The sequence below is a fragment of the Sediminimonas sp. genome, from assembly GCF_024637375.1.
Lineage (GTDB): Bacteria > Pseudomonadota > Alphaproteobacteria > Rhodobacterales > Rhodobacteraceae > Sediminimonas.
Map to the genome: position 1 here is coordinate 1 of NZ_JAGXFK010000040.1, position 15,817 is coordinate 15,817.

The 15,817-nt window shown below is 66.2% G+C and carries 19 protein-coding genes; 17 read left to right on the forward strand and 2 right to left on the reverse strand.

The features are described from left to right. Positions 1-475: 475 nt before the first annotated feature. From Q0L89_RS05965 to Q0L89_RS06040, 16 genes are all read left to right on the forward strand, one after another. Positions 476-802, forward strand: a complete 327-nt coding sequence (locus tag Q0L89_RS05965) for an NADH-quinone oxidoreductase subunit A (RefSeq protein ID WP_296763238.1) — start codon at positions 476-478, stop codon at positions 800-802. Positions 803-888: 86 nt separating this feature from the next. Continuing rightward, positions 889-1,707, forward strand: coding sequence for a hypothetical protein (locus Q0L89_RS05970; protein ID WP_296763239.1), 819 nt, complete (start codon positions 889-891; stop codon positions 1,705-1,707). Beyond that, positions 1,704-2,564: a complex I subunit 1 family protein gene (locus Q0L89_RS05975; RefSeq protein WP_296763240.1), complete on the forward strand. Its 861-nt coding sequence runs from the start codon at positions 1,704-1,706 to the stop codon at positions 2,562-2,564. Before Q0L89_RS05970 ends, Q0L89_RS05975 begins: the two co-directional genes overlap by 4 nt. Beyond that, positions 2,561-3,163 (forward strand): NADH-quinone oxidoreductase subunit J, encoded by a 603-nt coding sequence (locus Q0L89_RS05980; RefSeq protein ID WP_296763241.1) that lies wholly within the window; start codon positions 2,561-2,563, stop codon positions 3,161-3,163. Before Q0L89_RS05975 ends, Q0L89_RS05980 begins: the two co-directional genes overlap by 4 nt. Beyond that, a complete protein-coding gene (nuoK, locus tag Q0L89_RS05985) occupies positions 3,160-3,465 on the forward strand; it encodes an NADH-quinone oxidoreductase subunit NuoK (protein WP_296763242.1) in 306 nt (101 codons plus the stop codon). Before Q0L89_RS05980 ends, nuoK begins: the two co-directional genes overlap by 4 nt. After that, positions 3,462-5,366, forward strand: coding sequence for a proton-conducting transporter membrane subunit (locus Q0L89_RS05990; protein ID WP_296763243.1), 1,905 nt, complete (start codon positions 3,462-3,464; stop codon positions 5,364-5,366). The genes nuoK and Q0L89_RS05990 overlap by 4 nt, the downstream gene beginning before the upstream one ends. 1 nt (position 5,367) lies before the next feature. Continuing rightward, positions 5,368-6,840: a NuoM family protein gene (locus Q0L89_RS05995; RefSeq protein WP_296763244.1), complete on the forward strand. Its 1,473-nt coding sequence runs from the start codon at positions 5,368-5,370 to the stop codon at positions 6,838-6,840. Position 6,841: 1 nt separating this feature from the next. Then, positions 6,842-8,233 (forward strand): NADH-quinone oxidoreductase subunit N, encoded by a 1,392-nt coding sequence (locus Q0L89_RS06000; protein ID WP_296763255.1) that lies wholly within the window; start codon positions 6,842-6,844, stop codon positions 8,231-8,233. Between the two features lie 384 nt (positions 8,234-8,617). Next, positions 8,618-9,280, forward strand: coding sequence for a calcium-binding protein (locus Q0L89_RS06005; RefSeq protein ID WP_296763245.1), 663 nt, complete (start codon positions 8,618-8,620; stop codon positions 9,278-9,280). A gap of 77 nt (positions 9,281-9,357) precedes the next feature. Continuing rightward, positions 9,358-9,744, forward strand: coding sequence for a DUF302 domain-containing protein (locus Q0L89_RS06010; RefSeq protein ID WP_296763246.1), 387 nt, complete (start codon positions 9,358-9,360; stop codon positions 9,742-9,744). After that, positions 9,737-10,306 carry a rhodanese-like domain-containing protein gene (locus tag Q0L89_RS06015; protein ID WP_296763247.1) on the forward strand — a complete coding sequence of 190 codons (570 nt, stop codon included), beginning with the start codon at positions 9,737-9,739 and terminating at the stop codon, positions 10,304-10,306. The genes Q0L89_RS06010 and Q0L89_RS06015 overlap by 8 nt, the downstream gene beginning before the upstream one ends. A gap of 276 nt (positions 10,307-10,582) precedes the next feature. Further along, a complete protein-coding gene (locus Q0L89_RS06020; RefSeq protein ID WP_296763248.1) occupies positions 10,583-11,284 on the forward strand; it encodes a VTT domain-containing protein in 702 nt (233 codons plus the stop codon). Positions 11,285-11,728: 444 nt separating this feature from the next. After that, complete coding sequence (locus Q0L89_RS06025; protein ID WP_296763249.1) at positions 11,729-12,298, forward strand: rhomboid family intramembrane serine protease; 570 nt, start codon at positions 11,729-11,731, stop codon at positions 12,296-12,298. Positions 12,299-12,451: 153 nt separating this feature from the next. After that, positions 12,452-12,985 carry an Lrp/AsnC family transcriptional regulator gene (locus tag Q0L89_RS06030; protein WP_296763250.1) on the forward strand — a complete coding sequence of 178 codons (534 nt, stop codon included), beginning with the start codon at positions 12,452-12,454 and terminating at the stop codon, positions 12,983-12,985. Between the two features lie 160 nt (positions 12,986-13,145). Next, positions 13,146-14,288 (forward strand): glycine cleavage T C-terminal barrel domain-containing protein, encoded by a 1,143-nt coding sequence (locus Q0L89_RS06035; protein WP_296763251.1) that lies wholly within the window; start codon positions 13,146-13,148, stop codon positions 14,286-14,288. Positions 14,289-14,329: 41 nt separating this feature from the next. Continuing rightward, positions 14,330-14,779, forward strand: a complete 450-nt coding sequence (locus Q0L89_RS06040; protein ID WP_296763252.1) for an OsmC family protein — start codon at positions 14,330-14,332, stop codon at positions 14,777-14,779. A 254-nt stretch (positions 14,780-15,033) separates the two neighbouring features. On the opposite strand, the gene Q0L89_RS06045 is transcribed toward Q0L89_RS06040, so the two are convergent. Together Q0L89_RS06045 and Q0L89_RS06050 are read right to left on the reverse strand one after the other, a co-directional pair. Continuing rightward, positions 15,034-15,321 (reverse strand): DUF1330 domain-containing protein, encoded by a 288-nt coding sequence (locus tag Q0L89_RS06045; RefSeq protein ID WP_296763253.1) that lies wholly within the window; start codon positions 15,319-15,321, stop codon positions 15,034-15,036. Positions 15,322-15,325: 4 nt separating this feature from the next. After that, positions 15,326-15,511, reverse strand: a complete 186-nt coding sequence (locus Q0L89_RS06050; protein WP_296763254.1) for a hypothetical protein — start codon at positions 15,509-15,511, stop codon at positions 15,326-15,328. Between the two features lie 204 nt (positions 15,512-15,715). On the opposite strand from Q0L89_RS06050, the gene Q0L89_RS06055 reads away from it, so the two are divergent. Further along, the coding region (locus Q0L89_RS06055) for a DUF6494 family protein (RefSeq protein ID WP_366937898.1) at positions 15,716-15,817 on the forward strand (102 nt) is incomplete at its 3' end.

Below are 15,817 nucleotides of genomic sequence, written 5' to 3' on the forward strand. Positions count from 1 at the left end.
CGCTGCACGGTGGGCACGATCAAGAGCCGGGTCAGCCGGGGACGCACCATCCTCAACCGATCCGTCGCATACGATCTGGCGGCGTAGCGAGAGCCGCCTCGATCCCGGACGGCGCGAACACCGCGACCTGCGTGGCGATGGCCGGAACGTAGCCGATCACCACGCAGGGCGCGGCCCCGATCATGGACGTGACCCGCTCCCGTTCGGAGCCGCGAGGCGCTATCTCCTCGACGGTCTCGGGCGTTTGGCACGCCGCGATACCGTCACGAGCGGGCATCCACGCCACCAACACGGCCCCGTCAGGTTATCGCCGCCGAGATAGCCCCTGGCAACAAAGCCACCTCGGCAAGAGGTCTAGAACGTCCAGCGCTGCGAGTTTTCTTGCCCCCCTCGCATCGTGATGGCGCCCCGAAACCTGTTGAAAGGTTTGGTTGTTTGTGGCCACAATAAATGGGGGAACAGTGATTTGCAGACCTTGATCATCCTACTGGGCTGGACGGTCCTTGCCTGGCTTCTGGTGCGGGCAACGCAGCCGCCAGCCGATGCCACCGCGCCGCAATCGGCACCGTTCCTGGGCGGGGGCACGACCGGCACCCATGCCTGGCAACGCTATCACTTCCGCCCTTATACAATGACGCTGGTCTTCATCGCCTTCGAGATGGAGATGATGTTCATGTATCCATGGGCCGTCGTCTTCGTGTCGGAAGGCATCAAGGCGTTGGCCGAGATGGGCATGTTCCTGGCGATCCTGTCGGTCGGCATCCTGTATGGCTGGCGCGAGGGGGTGTTCCGGTGGGAGTGATGCGCCTGTCCCGCTTGGCGTCTCGCGCACCCGCGCCGGTCTTTGGCGCCATCGGGCCCGGGTGGCAGGTGGCCGTGGAGCGGTTATTGGCGCGGTCAGGGCTGCGACGGGCACTAACGCCGCGCGACGCGGGCATCCTGCTGGTCGCGGGCGACATGCCGGGCGACGCCGCCGAGGCGCTGGGTCGGGTCCACGACCAGCTTCCCCACCCGCGCGCGACCTTGCGCTGGACCGTATCCCACGAGACCGCGGACGCGGTTGCGGACCGAATCGTGGCGTCGTGGCGCGACCTCGGCGCGATCGACGAGGCAGATCTCCTTCCCGATCAGCCGCCCAACGAATGGAAGGGCGTCGGGCCGCACGGACAAGGTGGCAAGGGGATGATGGGCGGCACCCCCTACGGCCGGCCCATGGCGATGACCGGAGAGGACATCCGCGACGGCCTGCAGCTTGACCGCTACACCGCGCGGATCGGTCCCTTTGCGCCGATGCTGCCGCCGGGGCTGGTGCTCGAGGTGACACTCCAGGGCGACGTGATCGTTGCAGCGACCGTGCAGCACCCGCCCTTCGCCCAGCCGGTCGATGCCGACGCGCCCGAACTTTGCGCCGCGCGGATGCTGACGATTCTGGGGCTCGACGGGCCGGCACGCCGGGCCATTCACGGGCGCCGACCCGGCGGGATCTGGGTCCGGGGCGCCGTGCCGCGCGGGCTGGGCGGGATCGAGGGCGCGGGCGACGCGCGCGACCGGCTCGCCGCGTTTCTCGGGGGCGACCGCGCCGCCGTCACCGCGCCGGACCTGTCCGAACTCCTGCCGGGCCTCGAATGGTCCGAGGCGATGCTGGTGATGGCCTCCCTGCCCCCGTCCGCGATCCTGCGCGCCGCGCGACTGCCGGAGGCCGCATGACCGCCCTGCTCGCCCTTGCCGTCCTCGGAACGCTCGCGCTCGGCGCGGTTTTCGCCGTGGCGATGGACGGGCGCATCGCGCAGCTCGCCGCGGGCTTCGCGCGCCAGCGGATCGAAACCGAAGCGCCGGACCGGCTGAACCGCGACCTGGCCGCCGTGTGGTACCTCGCCCTCGCCGCCGCCGGGCTGTCCGTCGTGCCGTTCGCCCCCGGCCTCGCACTGATCGACAGCCCCGTGGGCATCGTCATCTGGGGCACCTGCGAAGCGCTGACGATCATCACCGTGTTCCTGCACGGCTGGTCGTCCAATGCGCCGTTTCCACTGATCGGCGCCTACCGCTACGTCGCCATCGGCCTGCCGGTCATGCTGCCGTCGATGTTCGTCCTGATCGCCGCCGCCCTGCCCGCCGAGAGCCTGTCGCTTCCGGCCATCGTCGAGAGCCAGCGCGGGATGTGGAACGTGATCCGCCAGCCACTGGGCCTGCCGCTCTTCGCCATCGTGGTGCTGACGCTGACACTGCGCGGGCCGATGGATTTCGCCGACGCGGCCGACATCGCCACCGGAACCTCGGCCGAGGAAAGCGGCGCGGCCCGTGGGCTGTGGGAAATCGCGCGTGCGGCGATGCTGGTCTCGGCCTCGGCCCTCGCGGCGACGCTGTTTCTGGGCGGGCCGCTGGGGCCGGTGCTGCCGGGGCCGGTATGGCTGTGGATCAAGACAGCGGCGCTGATGGCGATATTTGCATGGCTGGGCCGCCGCGTCGCGCGCACCACGCCAAGCCGAATGCTGACGATCCTGTGGATCGTGCTTTTGCCGCTGTCCTTCCTGCATCTCGCCATGGCGGGGGTGTTCGCACTATGACCGATCTGCTCGTCGCCTTGCTCGCGGCCTTCGCCGTCTGGACCGGATGGCGCGTGTTCCGCGTCGATTCCATGGTGCGCGCGTCGTTCTCGCTGATGCTGTCCTTCGTCGCGGTGGGGGGCATCGGGGTGCTGCTTTCGGCCCCCTACATCGGCATCGCCACGGTCTTCATGATGGCGGTCGAAATGATGGTCATGGCGATCTTCATGGTGATGTTCATGATGAACCCTGCGGGCCTCAACCCGATGTCGATGGTCCACCAGCACCGCATATCGATCGGCGCAGGCCTCCTGGCGGCTCTCGCACTTGGCGCGGCCGTGCTGCTGTCGCCGCTACCGTCGAACCCGGTCCTGTCCGAGGCGGACGTGGTGGCCGAGTTGGGGCACGAGCTGCTGGGTCCGTCGATGCTGATCTTCGAGACGGCCGGCGTGGCACTTCTGGCAACGATGCTCGGCGCAGTGATCCTGTCATCCCGGCAGGGCCGCTTCGGAAACTCCGACGAGGGATCGCGCCCGCCCGGCTTGACCCCGGAGGGCGAGCCGGCAGGCCGGAAGCCCGAAGGTGGCGGCGGGCATCACCATCATGGAGGACACGGATGACCCTTTCCATCGTCCTTCTGGGGGCCGCCGCGCTGATCGGGATCGGGCTCTATGGCGCGCTCAGCCAGCAAAGCTTCGTCATGCTGATGATGGGGCTCGAACTGATGCTCAACGGCGCGCTGCTGGCGATCATCGGGTTCTGGTCGCTGGCCCTTGGCGGCATGCCCGAGGGGCAGCTTCTGGCGATCCTCGTCATGGCCGTGATGGCGATCGAGATGGCCATCGGCTTTGCCCTGATCGTCGCGGTCTATCGCAAGCGGCAGGCCGACATGACCGAAAGCATCGGGACGCTCAAGCAGTGATCTGGGCATTGGCATATCTGCCGGCCCTGACCGGCCTGGCCATCTGGGGCATCGGCGGATCGCGCGCGCAGATCGGGACGTTGGGGGCCATCGCTGCCGCGACGACGCTGGCGCTGGCGATCGCCGCGGGCGGCGAGACCGGACATATCGCGTGGTCGGGATTGATCGTGCTGCAAGCCGCCCTGCCCCCGCTCGCGCAGGCCGTCGCGATCACCGTGCCTGCGGTCTTGCTGGCCATCACGGTTTTCGCCGCGGCCCACGAAGAGACCGGTGGATTACCGCGGCTGATCGGCATCATGCTGGTCTTCACCGGCGGGATGGAGCTTGTCGTGATCGCCGCCGACCTTGTCACCCTCCTGATCGGGTGGGAGATCGTCGGCGCGTGCTCCTGGGCGCTGATCGGGCACAGGTGGCGGTCGCAAGCGCCGGGGCTTTCGGCCAATTTCGCCTTCGTACTGACGCGCGCGGGCGATCTGGGCCTGTTCCTTGCCGTCATGGCCACCTTCGCCGCAACCGGAAGCGTCGGCTACGACGCGCTCGGGTCGCTGGACGGCGGGGCGCTGGTGCTGGCGGCTTTCGGGGTCTTGCTGGCAGCGGTGTCGAAGGCCGGTCAGGTGCCCTTTGCACCGTGGCTTTTCCGCGCGATGGACGGCCCGACATCCGTCTCGGCGCTGTTGCATTCGGCGACGATGGTGGCGGCCGGGGCCTATATTCTCGCGCGATTGCAGCCGCAACTGGCCTCCGCGCCGGGCTTCACCGTGGCGGCGATGACGGTGGGCCTTGGCACGGCGATCCTCGGCGGCGTCGTGGCCCTGCGGCAGACCCACGCCAAGAAGCTGCTGGCGGGCTCGACCTCGGCGCAGATGGGCCTGATGATCGCGACCACGGGCGCGGGTTATCCGGGCATCGCGGTCCTGCACCTGATCGTCCACGCGGCAACGAAGGCCGCGCTGTTCTGCGCGGCCGGCATCGGGCACCGCGTCACGGGCAGCTTCGATCTGCGCGAGATGGGGTTGGCGCGCACCTTTCCCGTCGCGGCGGCGCTGACGGCCATCGCCGCGCTGTCGCTCGCCGCCGTACCGCCGCTGTCGGGTGGATGGAGCAAGGAGGCGATGCTCAAGGCCATCGAGCATGCGGGTGTCTTCTGGGCCGCCTGCGCGATCCTCGCCGGGGGTCTGAGCGCCGCTTATGCGACGTATTTCGCGGTTGCCGCCTTCGGGCCGGGCGCGGCGCACGACGCGCAGACGCGGCGCGGCGAGATCGCCGGGCTGGCGCTTTTGTCGGGCGCGACGCTGGCGCTGTCGGCCCTGTGGAATCCGGCCGTGCACGACGCCGTCGCGGCATGGTTCGGGGCAGCGCTGCCGGGGACCTCGCGGCTTGGCCTGATCGCGTCGCTGACGGCCGTGGCTCTGGGCATCCTCGCCGGGGTTCAGGTGGCGCGAAGCGGGCAAGAGGCACCGGCGCGCGAATGGCTGGGCCTGCCCGCGCTTTACGAACATGGCGCGATCCGTCCCTTCCATGCCTTGGCGCAGGCGGCGGCGCAGCTCGACGACGGCGTGATCGACCTGATCCCGCGCGGCACGGCGGCCCTGGCCGAGACCGTCTCGCGCACCCTGTCCCGCGCCGACGACGACACCATCGACGGCTTGGAGCCTGGCCGGATGCAGGCACCGTGGCACGGCGCAATCGGCGGCCTGGTCGCCGCAACCTCGGCCATTGCCGTGCTGGGTGCGGGTTTGGGCGAACGGCTGAGCGACCTGATCCCGGGCGGCTCGGGCCGACTGAGCGGAATGGCGGGTGCCGATCTGCGGCAACTGCAAACCGGCCTCGCACATCACTACTACACCATTCTCATGGCGGGCTTCGGGCTGGCCGTGGCCCTTCTTGTACTCGGAGGCTGACGTGCTGACACTCGCCATTCTCATTCCCCTTCTGGCCGCTGCCGTCCTGGCCGTGGCGCCCCTTGGCGCAACCACCGCGCGCTGGACGGCCACGGGGGCCGCCGCGCTGTCGCTTCTCGCCCTGGTCGTGGTATGGATCGGCGGTGGAGAGGGTTTTCGCGCCGTGTCCGAGGTGCCTTGGGTACCCGAACTCGGCATCGCGTGGCGCGTCGGCGTGGACGGCATGTCGTTGGCGCTGGCCCTGATGAGCGCGCTTCTGTTCGTCGTCGCCACCGCCTGGCCGATCGAGCTGCAGCAGGCGCGCGCCTATTACGCATGGATGGCGTTCCTCGCTGGCGTGTCGATCGGCCTCTTCGTGACGCTCGATCTGATCGTGTTCTACGTCTTTTTCGACCTCAGCCTCGTGGGGATGTATTTCCTGATCGGCCGCTGGGGACATGGCGAGGCGCAGCACGCCGCGCTCAAGTTCTTCGTCTACACGCTCGCAGGCTCGCTTCTGATCCTGATCGGGATCATCGTTCTGGCGCTGAACATGCCCGAGTTGACCTTCGACATGCGCGCGCTGATCGACACCCCGCCGCTGGCCGCCGCGGGCGTGGTGCCCGGTCTGGTCTTCCTGGCCTTCGTCATCGGCTTCGGAATCAAGACCCCGATCTTCCCCTTCCACACCTGGTTGCCACCCGCGCACGTCGATGCGCCGGGGCCGGCCTCGGCGCTCCTGGCGGGCGTGCTGCTGAAGATGGGGGCCTACGGGCTGATCCGCATCCCGTTGCAGATGATGCCCGAGACCTTCGCCCGATGGGCGCTGCCGCTGGCGATTGTCGGCGTGATCTCGATCCTCTGGGGGGCCATCGTCGCCTTCGCCCAGGAAAACCTGAAGCGGCGGATCGCCTACACCTCGGTCAACCACATGGGCTACACGGTGCTGGGGATCGCGGTCGCGGGGTCGGCGCTGGGGTCCGAGGCGGCGCGTCAACTCGCCCTGACCGGCGCGGTGGTCGAGATGATCGCGCATGGCCTCATCACCGGGGCGCTGTTCCTGATCGCAGGCGCGGTCTGGCAGCGGTCGCAGGACTACCACCTGCCCAACTTCGGCGGCCTCGCAGGCCCTGCGCCACGCCTGACCGGGGCAGCGACGCTGGCCGCGTTCGCATCGCTCGGCCTGCCGGGCCTTGCGGGTTTCGTGGCCGAGTTGCACATCTTCCTCGGCGCTTTCGGTGTCTACCCCTGGATCGCCGCGATCGGCCTGCTGGGAATCCTGATCACCGCGGCGCTTTTCCTGCGATTGCTGCGGCAGATGTTCTTCGGAGACCTGCCGAAAGAGCGCGCGGGCTTCACCGATCTGACCCGCATCGAGGTCGCCCTTCTTGCCGCCCTGCTGGCGTTGGTGGTGCTGATCGGCCTTTGGCCGGCATGGCTGCTGAGCCTGATCGACGCGCGCGCGCTCATCGCGGTTCCCGGTGGGGGTGGCTGAGATGCCGATCGGCGATCTCGGCCCCGAACTGGCGGTGCTGCTGACGGCAATTGCCGTACTTCTGCTCGCGATGGTCCTGCCGCAGCACCGCCATGGCTGGTGTGCCGCGCTGGCAGTCGCCGGTCTGGCCGTCGCCGCGGGATTGGCCCACGCGCAGGCCGATGTATCGCGCCTGACATTCTCGGGGACTTTCGCGCTGGACGGGGCGACGGCGTGGGGGCGCGTGTTGATCGTGGGGCTGACGGCGCTGTGCATCGGGCTGTCGCCGCGCTGGTTCGCCACCGACAGGCGGCATGGCGAAGTCTATGCGATGTTCCTGTTCTCGGCACTGGGGGCCATGGCGATGGCGGGCGCTGCGGACCTGATGGAACTGGTCGTCGGGGTGCTCTTGTCCTCGGTCACGGGCTACGTGCTGGCCGCCTATCACCGCGACTGGGCGATCTCGTTGGAGGCGGGGATGAAATACTTCCTCGTCGGCGCGCTGGCCAACGCGCTTCTGGTGATCGGGGTCGTCCTCGTCGTGGGGATGGCGGGCAGCACCGCCTATGCCGAGTTGTCGGGCGCCATCCCCGAGGATCCGCTTGCCCTGACCGGCGTCGCGCTGATCCTCACCGGCCTGTTCTTCAAGATGGGCGCGGTGCCCGCCCATACCTGGGTGCCCGACGTGGCCGAAGGCGCGCCCGTCCCCGCCGCCGCCTTCCTGACGGTCGTGCCCAAGATCGCGGGGGCCATCGCGCTCTACCGCGTCGTGGCGCTGGCGCCCGGAATCGAGGCGCTGTCGCTTCTGGTCGCGATCGTCGCGGCGACGACGATGACGGTCGGCAACCTCTCGGCGCTCTGGCAGGACGACGTGCGACGGCTGCTCGGCTGGTCGTCGGTCAGCCAGGCCGGATACGCGCTGATGGCCGTCGCGGTGGCCGGCCGCGCACCACAGGCGCTGCCCGCGCTGATCGCCTTCATGGCCGTCTACGGAATCGCCAACGTGGCGGCCTTCGCCGTGATCGCCCGTTTGCGGGGGCGCACGGCGATCACCGATTACAGCGGGCTTGTCGGAATGCATCCGGGTCCGGTTGTCGTGCTGACCGTTGCCCTCCTGTCCTTCGTCGGTATCCCGCCGCTTGCGGGTTTTCTCGGAAAACTTGCGCTGTTCACCGCGGCCCTGGAGGCCGGCCTGGGGTGGCTGGTGATCGTCGCCGTCGCCAACACGGTGCTGTCGCTGTTCTACTACCTTCGGGTCGTGGCTCCCGCAGTATTCGGAACACCCGGAGCCGGGGCTGCAACCTTGCGCGGCAGTGCGCACGTCACCCTCTGGCTGTCACTCGCCCTGCTTCTGGGGGCGACGATATTCTGGTCGCCGCTCTGGTCCGCCCTGCCCGGTGCCCTCCTGCCGTGACGGCGGGCCCTTTGCAATGGCAGGCAGCCTTACCGGTCAGCCCGCCCCCCGGGGACAGTTCAGCATAGAAACCGCCCGGCTGGTGAAGGGTGGAAATGTCACCTTTTGCAACCCTGCGCGGGGATCGCGATCACTGGTCACCCGTCAGCATTGATACGAAATGATACATTTGCTTTATTGAATGTGTCTTGAACTCGTGATGGGCTTACCCATGTCAGGACCATGGGGCGCGTCGCGTGTTAGAGGCGTCGTGCGAACATCGATACGCATTTCAACAACGGTCGGGCTTGCGATTACCACGATGAAAGGAGCCCACTCCGGCACGCCGTTAACCCTGTCAACTTACGCAAGAGAACCTGCAACCATTCCAGGAAGGAATACGACATGAAACTCAATAGACTCTTCGCAATCAGCGCCGTCACGACAATGTTGGCAAGCGGTGCCGCCCTGGCACACGGATCGCAAGGCCATGGCCGGTGGGATCAAGACGGCAAGCGCGGCCAGATGGCAAATGGCGGCATGATGCAGCAGTGGCATCCCGGTGGTGGCATGATGCAGCAGGGGCATCCCGGTGGCGCCATGATGCGCGGCCAGATGGGCGGCATGATGCAGATGCACCGCCAGATGATGGGCGGTATGGGCATGATGGGCAGCGGCATGGGCATGGGCATGATGGGCAACATGATGTCGGTCCTTGATGCCGATGGCGACGACGAGATCACCCCGGAAGACATGACCAAGCTGCACGGCGAATACGATGCCGACGGCAACGGGACGCTCTCGATCGACGAATTCGAGGCGCTCAATAGCGCCCTCATGCGGCAGAAGATGGTGCGCCGCTTTCAGTTCCTCGACCGTGACGGCGACGGCCAGGTTACCGGCGAGGAAATGTCGGCGCCGATCGAGCGGATGCAGCAGATGCAAGAGCGCATGAAACAGATGCAACCCGGCGCGATGCCCGGCCAGAAAGGTCAGTCAGGCATGATGCAGGGCGGGCAGAACCGGTCCGGCATGATGAACGGACAACAAAAGCCGCAAGACAACTGAGCGACAAGAACCTGCACAATTCCACGCCCCGGGTGCGCCGACGCGCGTGCCCGGGTCAACCCCATAGGAGACCCGCCATGAACTATACCATTGACCGCCTGCTGCCCGACACCACGATGAGCGAGGCCGACGCGCGCGCCCGCACCGCCCTGACGGCGGCCGGTTTCGGCGTTCTGACCGAGATCGACGTGCAGGCGACGCTGAAGAAGAAGCTCGACGAAAACATTTCCGGCTATCGCATCCTTGGCGCCTGCAACCCCGGCATGGCGCATCAGGCCCTGCAATTGGAACCGCGCGTGGGCGCGATGCTGCCGTGCAACGTGATCCTGCGCGAGGTCGAGGGCGGTATCGAGGTTTCCGCCATCGACCCGGTCGCATCGATGCAGGCTGTCGAAAACGCTGAACTTCTGGACGTTGCCGGACAGGTCCGCGACATGCTGGCCAAGGTGGTAAAGGATGTCTGAAGCGGATGCCGAAGCGGTCTGCATCAAAGAGGGCGTCGTCAGCAAAAGCGTCGACACGCCCGACGGTCCGGTCGAAATCTCCCGGCTCCCGGACACGGATCATCTTCTGACGGAGGAGTGGGCGCGCACCTCGCGGCCCGCCCCGCCGGCGGTCCTGCAACCGCTGCTGCCGGTTGCAGGCGCCGTTCCTCTTGGCGAACTCGAACTGATCGAGGCGCTGAACGATCCCGATATCGTGGTCGCAGACGGGCGCAAGCCCGAGCAATACGCGAAATACACCATCCCCGGCGCGGTGAACCTGCCCTTCACCGATATCGAACAGGGGCTGGAGCATCTCGGGTGCCACCGCGTGGCTGACGGGTGGGATTGCCGCGATGCCGCCCGCGTCGCGCTGTTCTGCAACGGGGTCTGGTGCGGGCAGTCGCCGCTGGCGATCCGCAAGATGGTGGAGGCCGGTTTTCCGCCCGAGCGCATCCTCTATTACCGCAACGGGCTTCAGGGATGGCTGTTGCAGGGGCTGAGCGTGTGGAGACCGGGACAGGCGACGAGTTTTCACCTGTAGCGGATCGACCTGGGCAATTGGCGCCCCCCGCGGCCAAAGACGTATCGAGTAAGTATTTACAATATATTGATAAATTTACCCATGACAAATGATCCTTGTGGTTCGACACAGGACCGCGCGCGTCGACACGATCCACCGCGGTCACGGGCCAGAGGCACATTCCACCTCGACAAGACCGCTTGACCCTCTGGTGCGGGGACCACTAGGCGAGATGGCGATGAGAAGAGCGCCGTCAAATCACCGGCAGGCCGGGGCTTGCACGCCACAAGGGCCGTCATGACATCTGAACGTGCTCCATACCGCCGCGCCCTGCGCCCGGCAATCCTCCTGCTGGGGGTGATCGCGCTGGTTGCCCTGTGGTGGCAGGGCGGGCTGCCCATGCCCGATCGCGCAACGGTCGCGGCCTGGGTCGCCGGGGCCGGCGCGTGGGGGCCGGTCCTGATCGTCGGGGTGATGATCGCCGCCGTGGTCGCAAGCCCGATCCCGAGCGCGCCCATCGCCCTTGCCGCGGGCGCCGCCTATGGCCATTACCTCGGAACCGTCTATGTCGCGATCGGCGCGGAGCTTGGGGCCATGACCGCCTTCCTGATCGCCCGGTTCCTGGGGCGTGACGCGGTCGCGCGCTGGCTGGGGCACAAGACCGATCATGGGCTTCTGGGCTCTCAGAACGTGCTGACGCTGATCGTTTTCGGCTCGCGCCTGCTGCCCTTCGTCTCCTTCGACGCGATGAGCTATGCCGCCGGGCTGAGCCGCCTGCACCTGTGGCGTTTTTCGCTGGCGACACTGGCCGGGATACTGCCGGCCAGCTTTGTGCTGGCGCATTTCGGATCGGTGGCCCTGGATGGACGTTTCGACCAGACGCAATGGATGGTGCTGGGGCTTGGCCTGCTGACCGGCTTGCCTATCCTGCTCCTTGCCCTTCGCCGCAAGCCGGCACCTGACACCTCCGACGGTTCCGCGCAAAGCGACATCGAATGAACATTGGCGGGGTCGCGTTTCCGTATCCCGGCCCCGGGGTTTTTCCATCGGCACCGGCGGTTTCGAACTGGCGCTGCGCTGGTATGCCCTGACTTGTATCCGGGGGGCCGTGATCGGCCGCTCAGGAAAAGCGCCGCGATCACGAGGGCAGCGCGCCGCCGCGTCCACGCCCGGCCGCTACGCACAAGGCGCGTGCCCGTACCGGCGTCAAACGGGGCTTGAGCAGGACAGCCTGCTGCGCCGAATGGGTGATTTCCAGGGATATACCTGATCCCGCCCATGCGGCGGCTTTGATCCGACCCGACCAGACGGTTCGATCTTGGCCCTGTTGCCGCGAAGGGCTATCTAGCGACCATGAGCCATGCACCCCCAAAAGATCGCCAACCGCCCCGTCAGACGCCGCAATCCGGCGCGCCGGGGTTTCTCTGGGTTCTCGTGGGCGTCATGACCATGATCGAACTGGTCCTGAGCCTTTCGCAATCCGGCGTTTTCGGGCTTGCAAACCTGCGGTGGCCCGCCTTCGTGCTCGGGGCATTCTGGCAGCCGGTCCTCTCGGGCGCAACGCCGCCGGCTTACCCGGGCCAGCCCGTCCTCATGTTCATCACCTATGCCTTTCTGCACGGCGGGTTCATGCACCTTGCCCTGAACTCCGTCATCCTGCTGTCTCTGGGAAAATTCGTCTCGTCCCATGTCGGGGCGACCAGGACGCTGCTGGTGCTGTTCCTGTCGGCGGTCGCGGGCGCGGCGTGTTTCGGACTGATATCCACCAGCGCCGGGCCGATGATCGGTGCATCCGGCGCGGTCTTCGGCCTGATCGGCCTGTGGCAGGCCGCGGATTACCGGATGCGGCGGCAATCGGGCCTCGCGGTGCAGCCGGTTCTCATGGCGATCCTGGCGCTGGTCGCCGCCAATGTCGTCTTGTTCGCCTTCCTCTCCGGTGGCCTTGCCTGGCAGGCCCATCTCGGCGGATGGATCGTCGGCTGGGTGTCGGGACACAGCTTCGCACGGCGCTGACGGTCTCCGGGCCGGGGGCTTGGCGCGACCGTCTTGCGCGACGGCCACTGCGCAATTTGACGCTGGCGCGCGCAAAGCCGTCGCAAAACAAATGCAAATTTCGCGCACCTGCCCACATACTCGATCCGGGCCATGTGACTATGTTATCAAGCAATGGGTCTGCATTTTCAACATGAACCAGGGCGGGGAGCGGTGCGAGAACGAACGGGACTCGACGCGACGGACATTCGCATTCTCAGCGCCGTGCAAAAACACGGCCAGCTGAGCAAGACCAGGCTTGCCGAAATCGTGAACCTGTCCGCAACGCCGTGTTGGACGCGACTGACCCGTTTGCGCGCAGCGGGATACATCCGCGGCTATCATGCCGATATTGCCCTTGAGCGCGTTGTTGACGTGACGCGGGTGGTCGTGACGGTCTCTTTGACGCATCACCAAAAGGCCGATTTCGACCGGTTCGAGAGCCACATAATGGACAACGACGCGATCATAAACTGCGTCGCGACGGGCGGCGGCATCGACTATGTCATGACCGTGGTGGTGCCCGATATTTCCGCATTCCAGGAGTTGATGGATGAGCTGTTATCAGCGGATTTGGCTATAGACAGATACATGACGTATTTCGCGACACGCCTGATCAAGGGCGAGCAGCCGAACCTTGCCAAGCTCACGGCGCGGAAACCCCGATAGGGCATCAGGTCCGTTTGGACCTCAAACCCGTGAAACCAAGCCCGATCGGTGTCGCCAAGTGCGGTTTTTCAGGTCACGCGGTCATTCCAAACGCATTACGCTGTTTCCATTGACAACATCGCTCCGGGCAATGCCCCAAGCGCAGAACAGGGAGGACGGCATGATGCAATCTCATGACTTCGGTTTTGGCACCCAGATCCGCAAATCGCCATATTTCGACGCCACCGTCCGCTGGGGCGCGCAGGGGTTCTCGGTCTACAACCACATGTACATTCCGCGCGATTTCGGCGATCCGGAACAGAATTTCTGGAACCTCGTCAACGACGCGATCCTGTGCGACGTGGCCGTGGAACGCCAGGTCGAGATCACCGGGCCGGATGCGGCGAAATTCACCCAGATGCTGACACCGCGCGACCTGTCGACGATGGCGGTGGGACAGTGCAAATACGTTCTGATCACCAATGCCGAGGGCGGCATCCTGAACGATCCGATCCTGCTGCGCCTTGGTGAAAACCACTTCTGGCTGTCGCTGGCCGACAGTGATGTGCTTCTCTGGGCGCAGGGCGTGGCGGTCCATTCGGGCCTTGATGTCACGATCGGAGAGCCGGACGTCTCACCGCTGCAATTGCAGGGCCCCAAATCGGGCGAGATCATGCGAGCGCTGTTCGGCGACGAGATCATGGGTCTGCGCTATTACTGGTTCCGCGAGATGGAGCTGGACGGCATCCCGCTCATCGTGTCGCGCACCGGCTGGTCCAGCGAACTGGGTTACGAGATCTACCTGCGCGATGGCACACGCGGCGATGCGCTGTGGGAACGGATCCTGGCCACGGGCGTGCCACTGGGACTGAAGCCCGGTCATACATCCACCATTCGCCGGATCGAGGGCGGGATGCTGTCGTATCACGCGGACGCGGATATCAATACCAACCCGTTCGAACTGGGCCTGGACCGGCTGCTCAATCTCGACATGGAGGCAGAGTTCATCGGCAAGTTCGCATTGCAGCGGATTCGCGACAACGGTGTCACGCGCAAACAGGTGGGCCTGATCATCGAGGGCCCGCCGCTCCCGGGGCCGAACACCGCGTTCTGGACGGTCAATCGCGGCGGCGAATGCGTGGGCAAGGTCACCTCCGCGGTCTACTCGCCACGGCTCGACAGGAATATCGCGCTGGCCATGGTGTCTGCCGACTGCGCCGAGCTGGGCACCCCGTTGGAGGTTTTCACGCATTCCGGCGAAACGGGTGCGATCGTCGCAGAGCGGCCCTTCTACGATCCGCGCAAACAGCTCGCGGTCGCCTGACCGGAACCAACCCAGACAACTCAACGCCAAAGGTCAAGACCATGTCCGCCCTCGCGATCGAGCTGCACTGGCAGCGCGCCGAGCCTGCTTTGCAGACCGGCAAGTACTCCAACGCACACACGGTGCAATACAATGGCACCCATGACGTCCAGGTCGACGCCGCCCCCGATTGGGGCGGCGATCCCGACCACACCAACCCCGAGCAGGCGCTGGCCGCGGCGCTGTCGAGTTGCCATATGATGACCTTCCTTGCGCTGTGCGCCAAGGCGAGATGGCCGGTGGCAAGCTATCACGATTACGCGGAGGCCCATCTCGGCAAGAACGCCAGGGGGCAAATGTCGGTGACGCGGATCGCCCTGCACCCGGTGGTGCGGTTTGACACCGGTTTCGCCGTTGACGCGGCCGAGTTGGAACAGATGCAGCACCGCGCGCACCGCTACTGCTTTGTCGCCAACACGCTCGACGACAGCGTCGAGGTCAACATCCTGTAAACCGGGAGGAAGGCTCCGAGTTGTGCTGTCAGACCAATTCGACCCCGTCTCAGGTATACAGGCGGAGTTCCTCACTATGCCACGCAAGGATCGCGCCGCCCGGCGAGAGCGGCGGCGCGGCTGCTCGGGTCAGCCCGATCTCTGCATGAAAACGATAGGCTCACCCGGGTAATTCGCCGCGGACAGTGCCGGTCATGTATCGGGAGACCCGAATGGCCTGCCCTCGGGCGCCCGTGATCCGGGGCGCGCGCGGTCTATTCGCTGGTCTCGACGATCAGCAATTCGCGCTCGGACGCGTCGCGCGCGTGGCTCAGCGCCTCCTGGTAGGCATCGGAGCGGTAGCATTCCTCGGCCGCCTCGACCGACGGGAACTTGGCCACCACGTTGCGCGGACGGTCCTTGCCTTCAAGCTGCACGTAGCGGCCGCCGCGGGCGATGAAGTGGCCGCCATGCGCCGCGATGGCCGGCCCGGCGAGCGCGGCATAGCGCCCGTAGGCATCCTCGTCGGTGACGGTGACATGGGCAATCCACAGTGCTGGCATCTGATCAGCCCTCCAATACCGCTTCGGCGGCCTTGATGGCGGCATCGGCGTTGCCGGCGTCGCGGCCGCCGCCCGATCCATCGAGTTTATCCATCGACACCACCCGCACCTCGTCGCCGTTCTTCTCACCAAACAGGGCCTGCGCCCCGATTTCGCGCGCCTCGCCCGGCGCCATGATCCGCGTCGGCACGACTATAAGGTCAACGGGGTTCAGGTCAATAGTTGCGGCGTGCCCTTGCAGGCCGACCAGCTTTGCGTTGCGCTGCTTCGCAGCATTCCCATACTTCTGCCGAGAACGGCTCGCATGATTTCATCTTCCATGGCATCAGGTTATGAATGGCCTGCGTTATGGCAATCACTCAATCCGGAACGGAGGCGCACGTTGAACGACGAAATGAACATGTCCATGAGCAGGTTTCTCGAACAGGTCCGGGTAACATCGCAACAGGCGGTCGGGGCCGCGATGCGAGTGGCCGGCGTGGCGGCTGACGGCAAG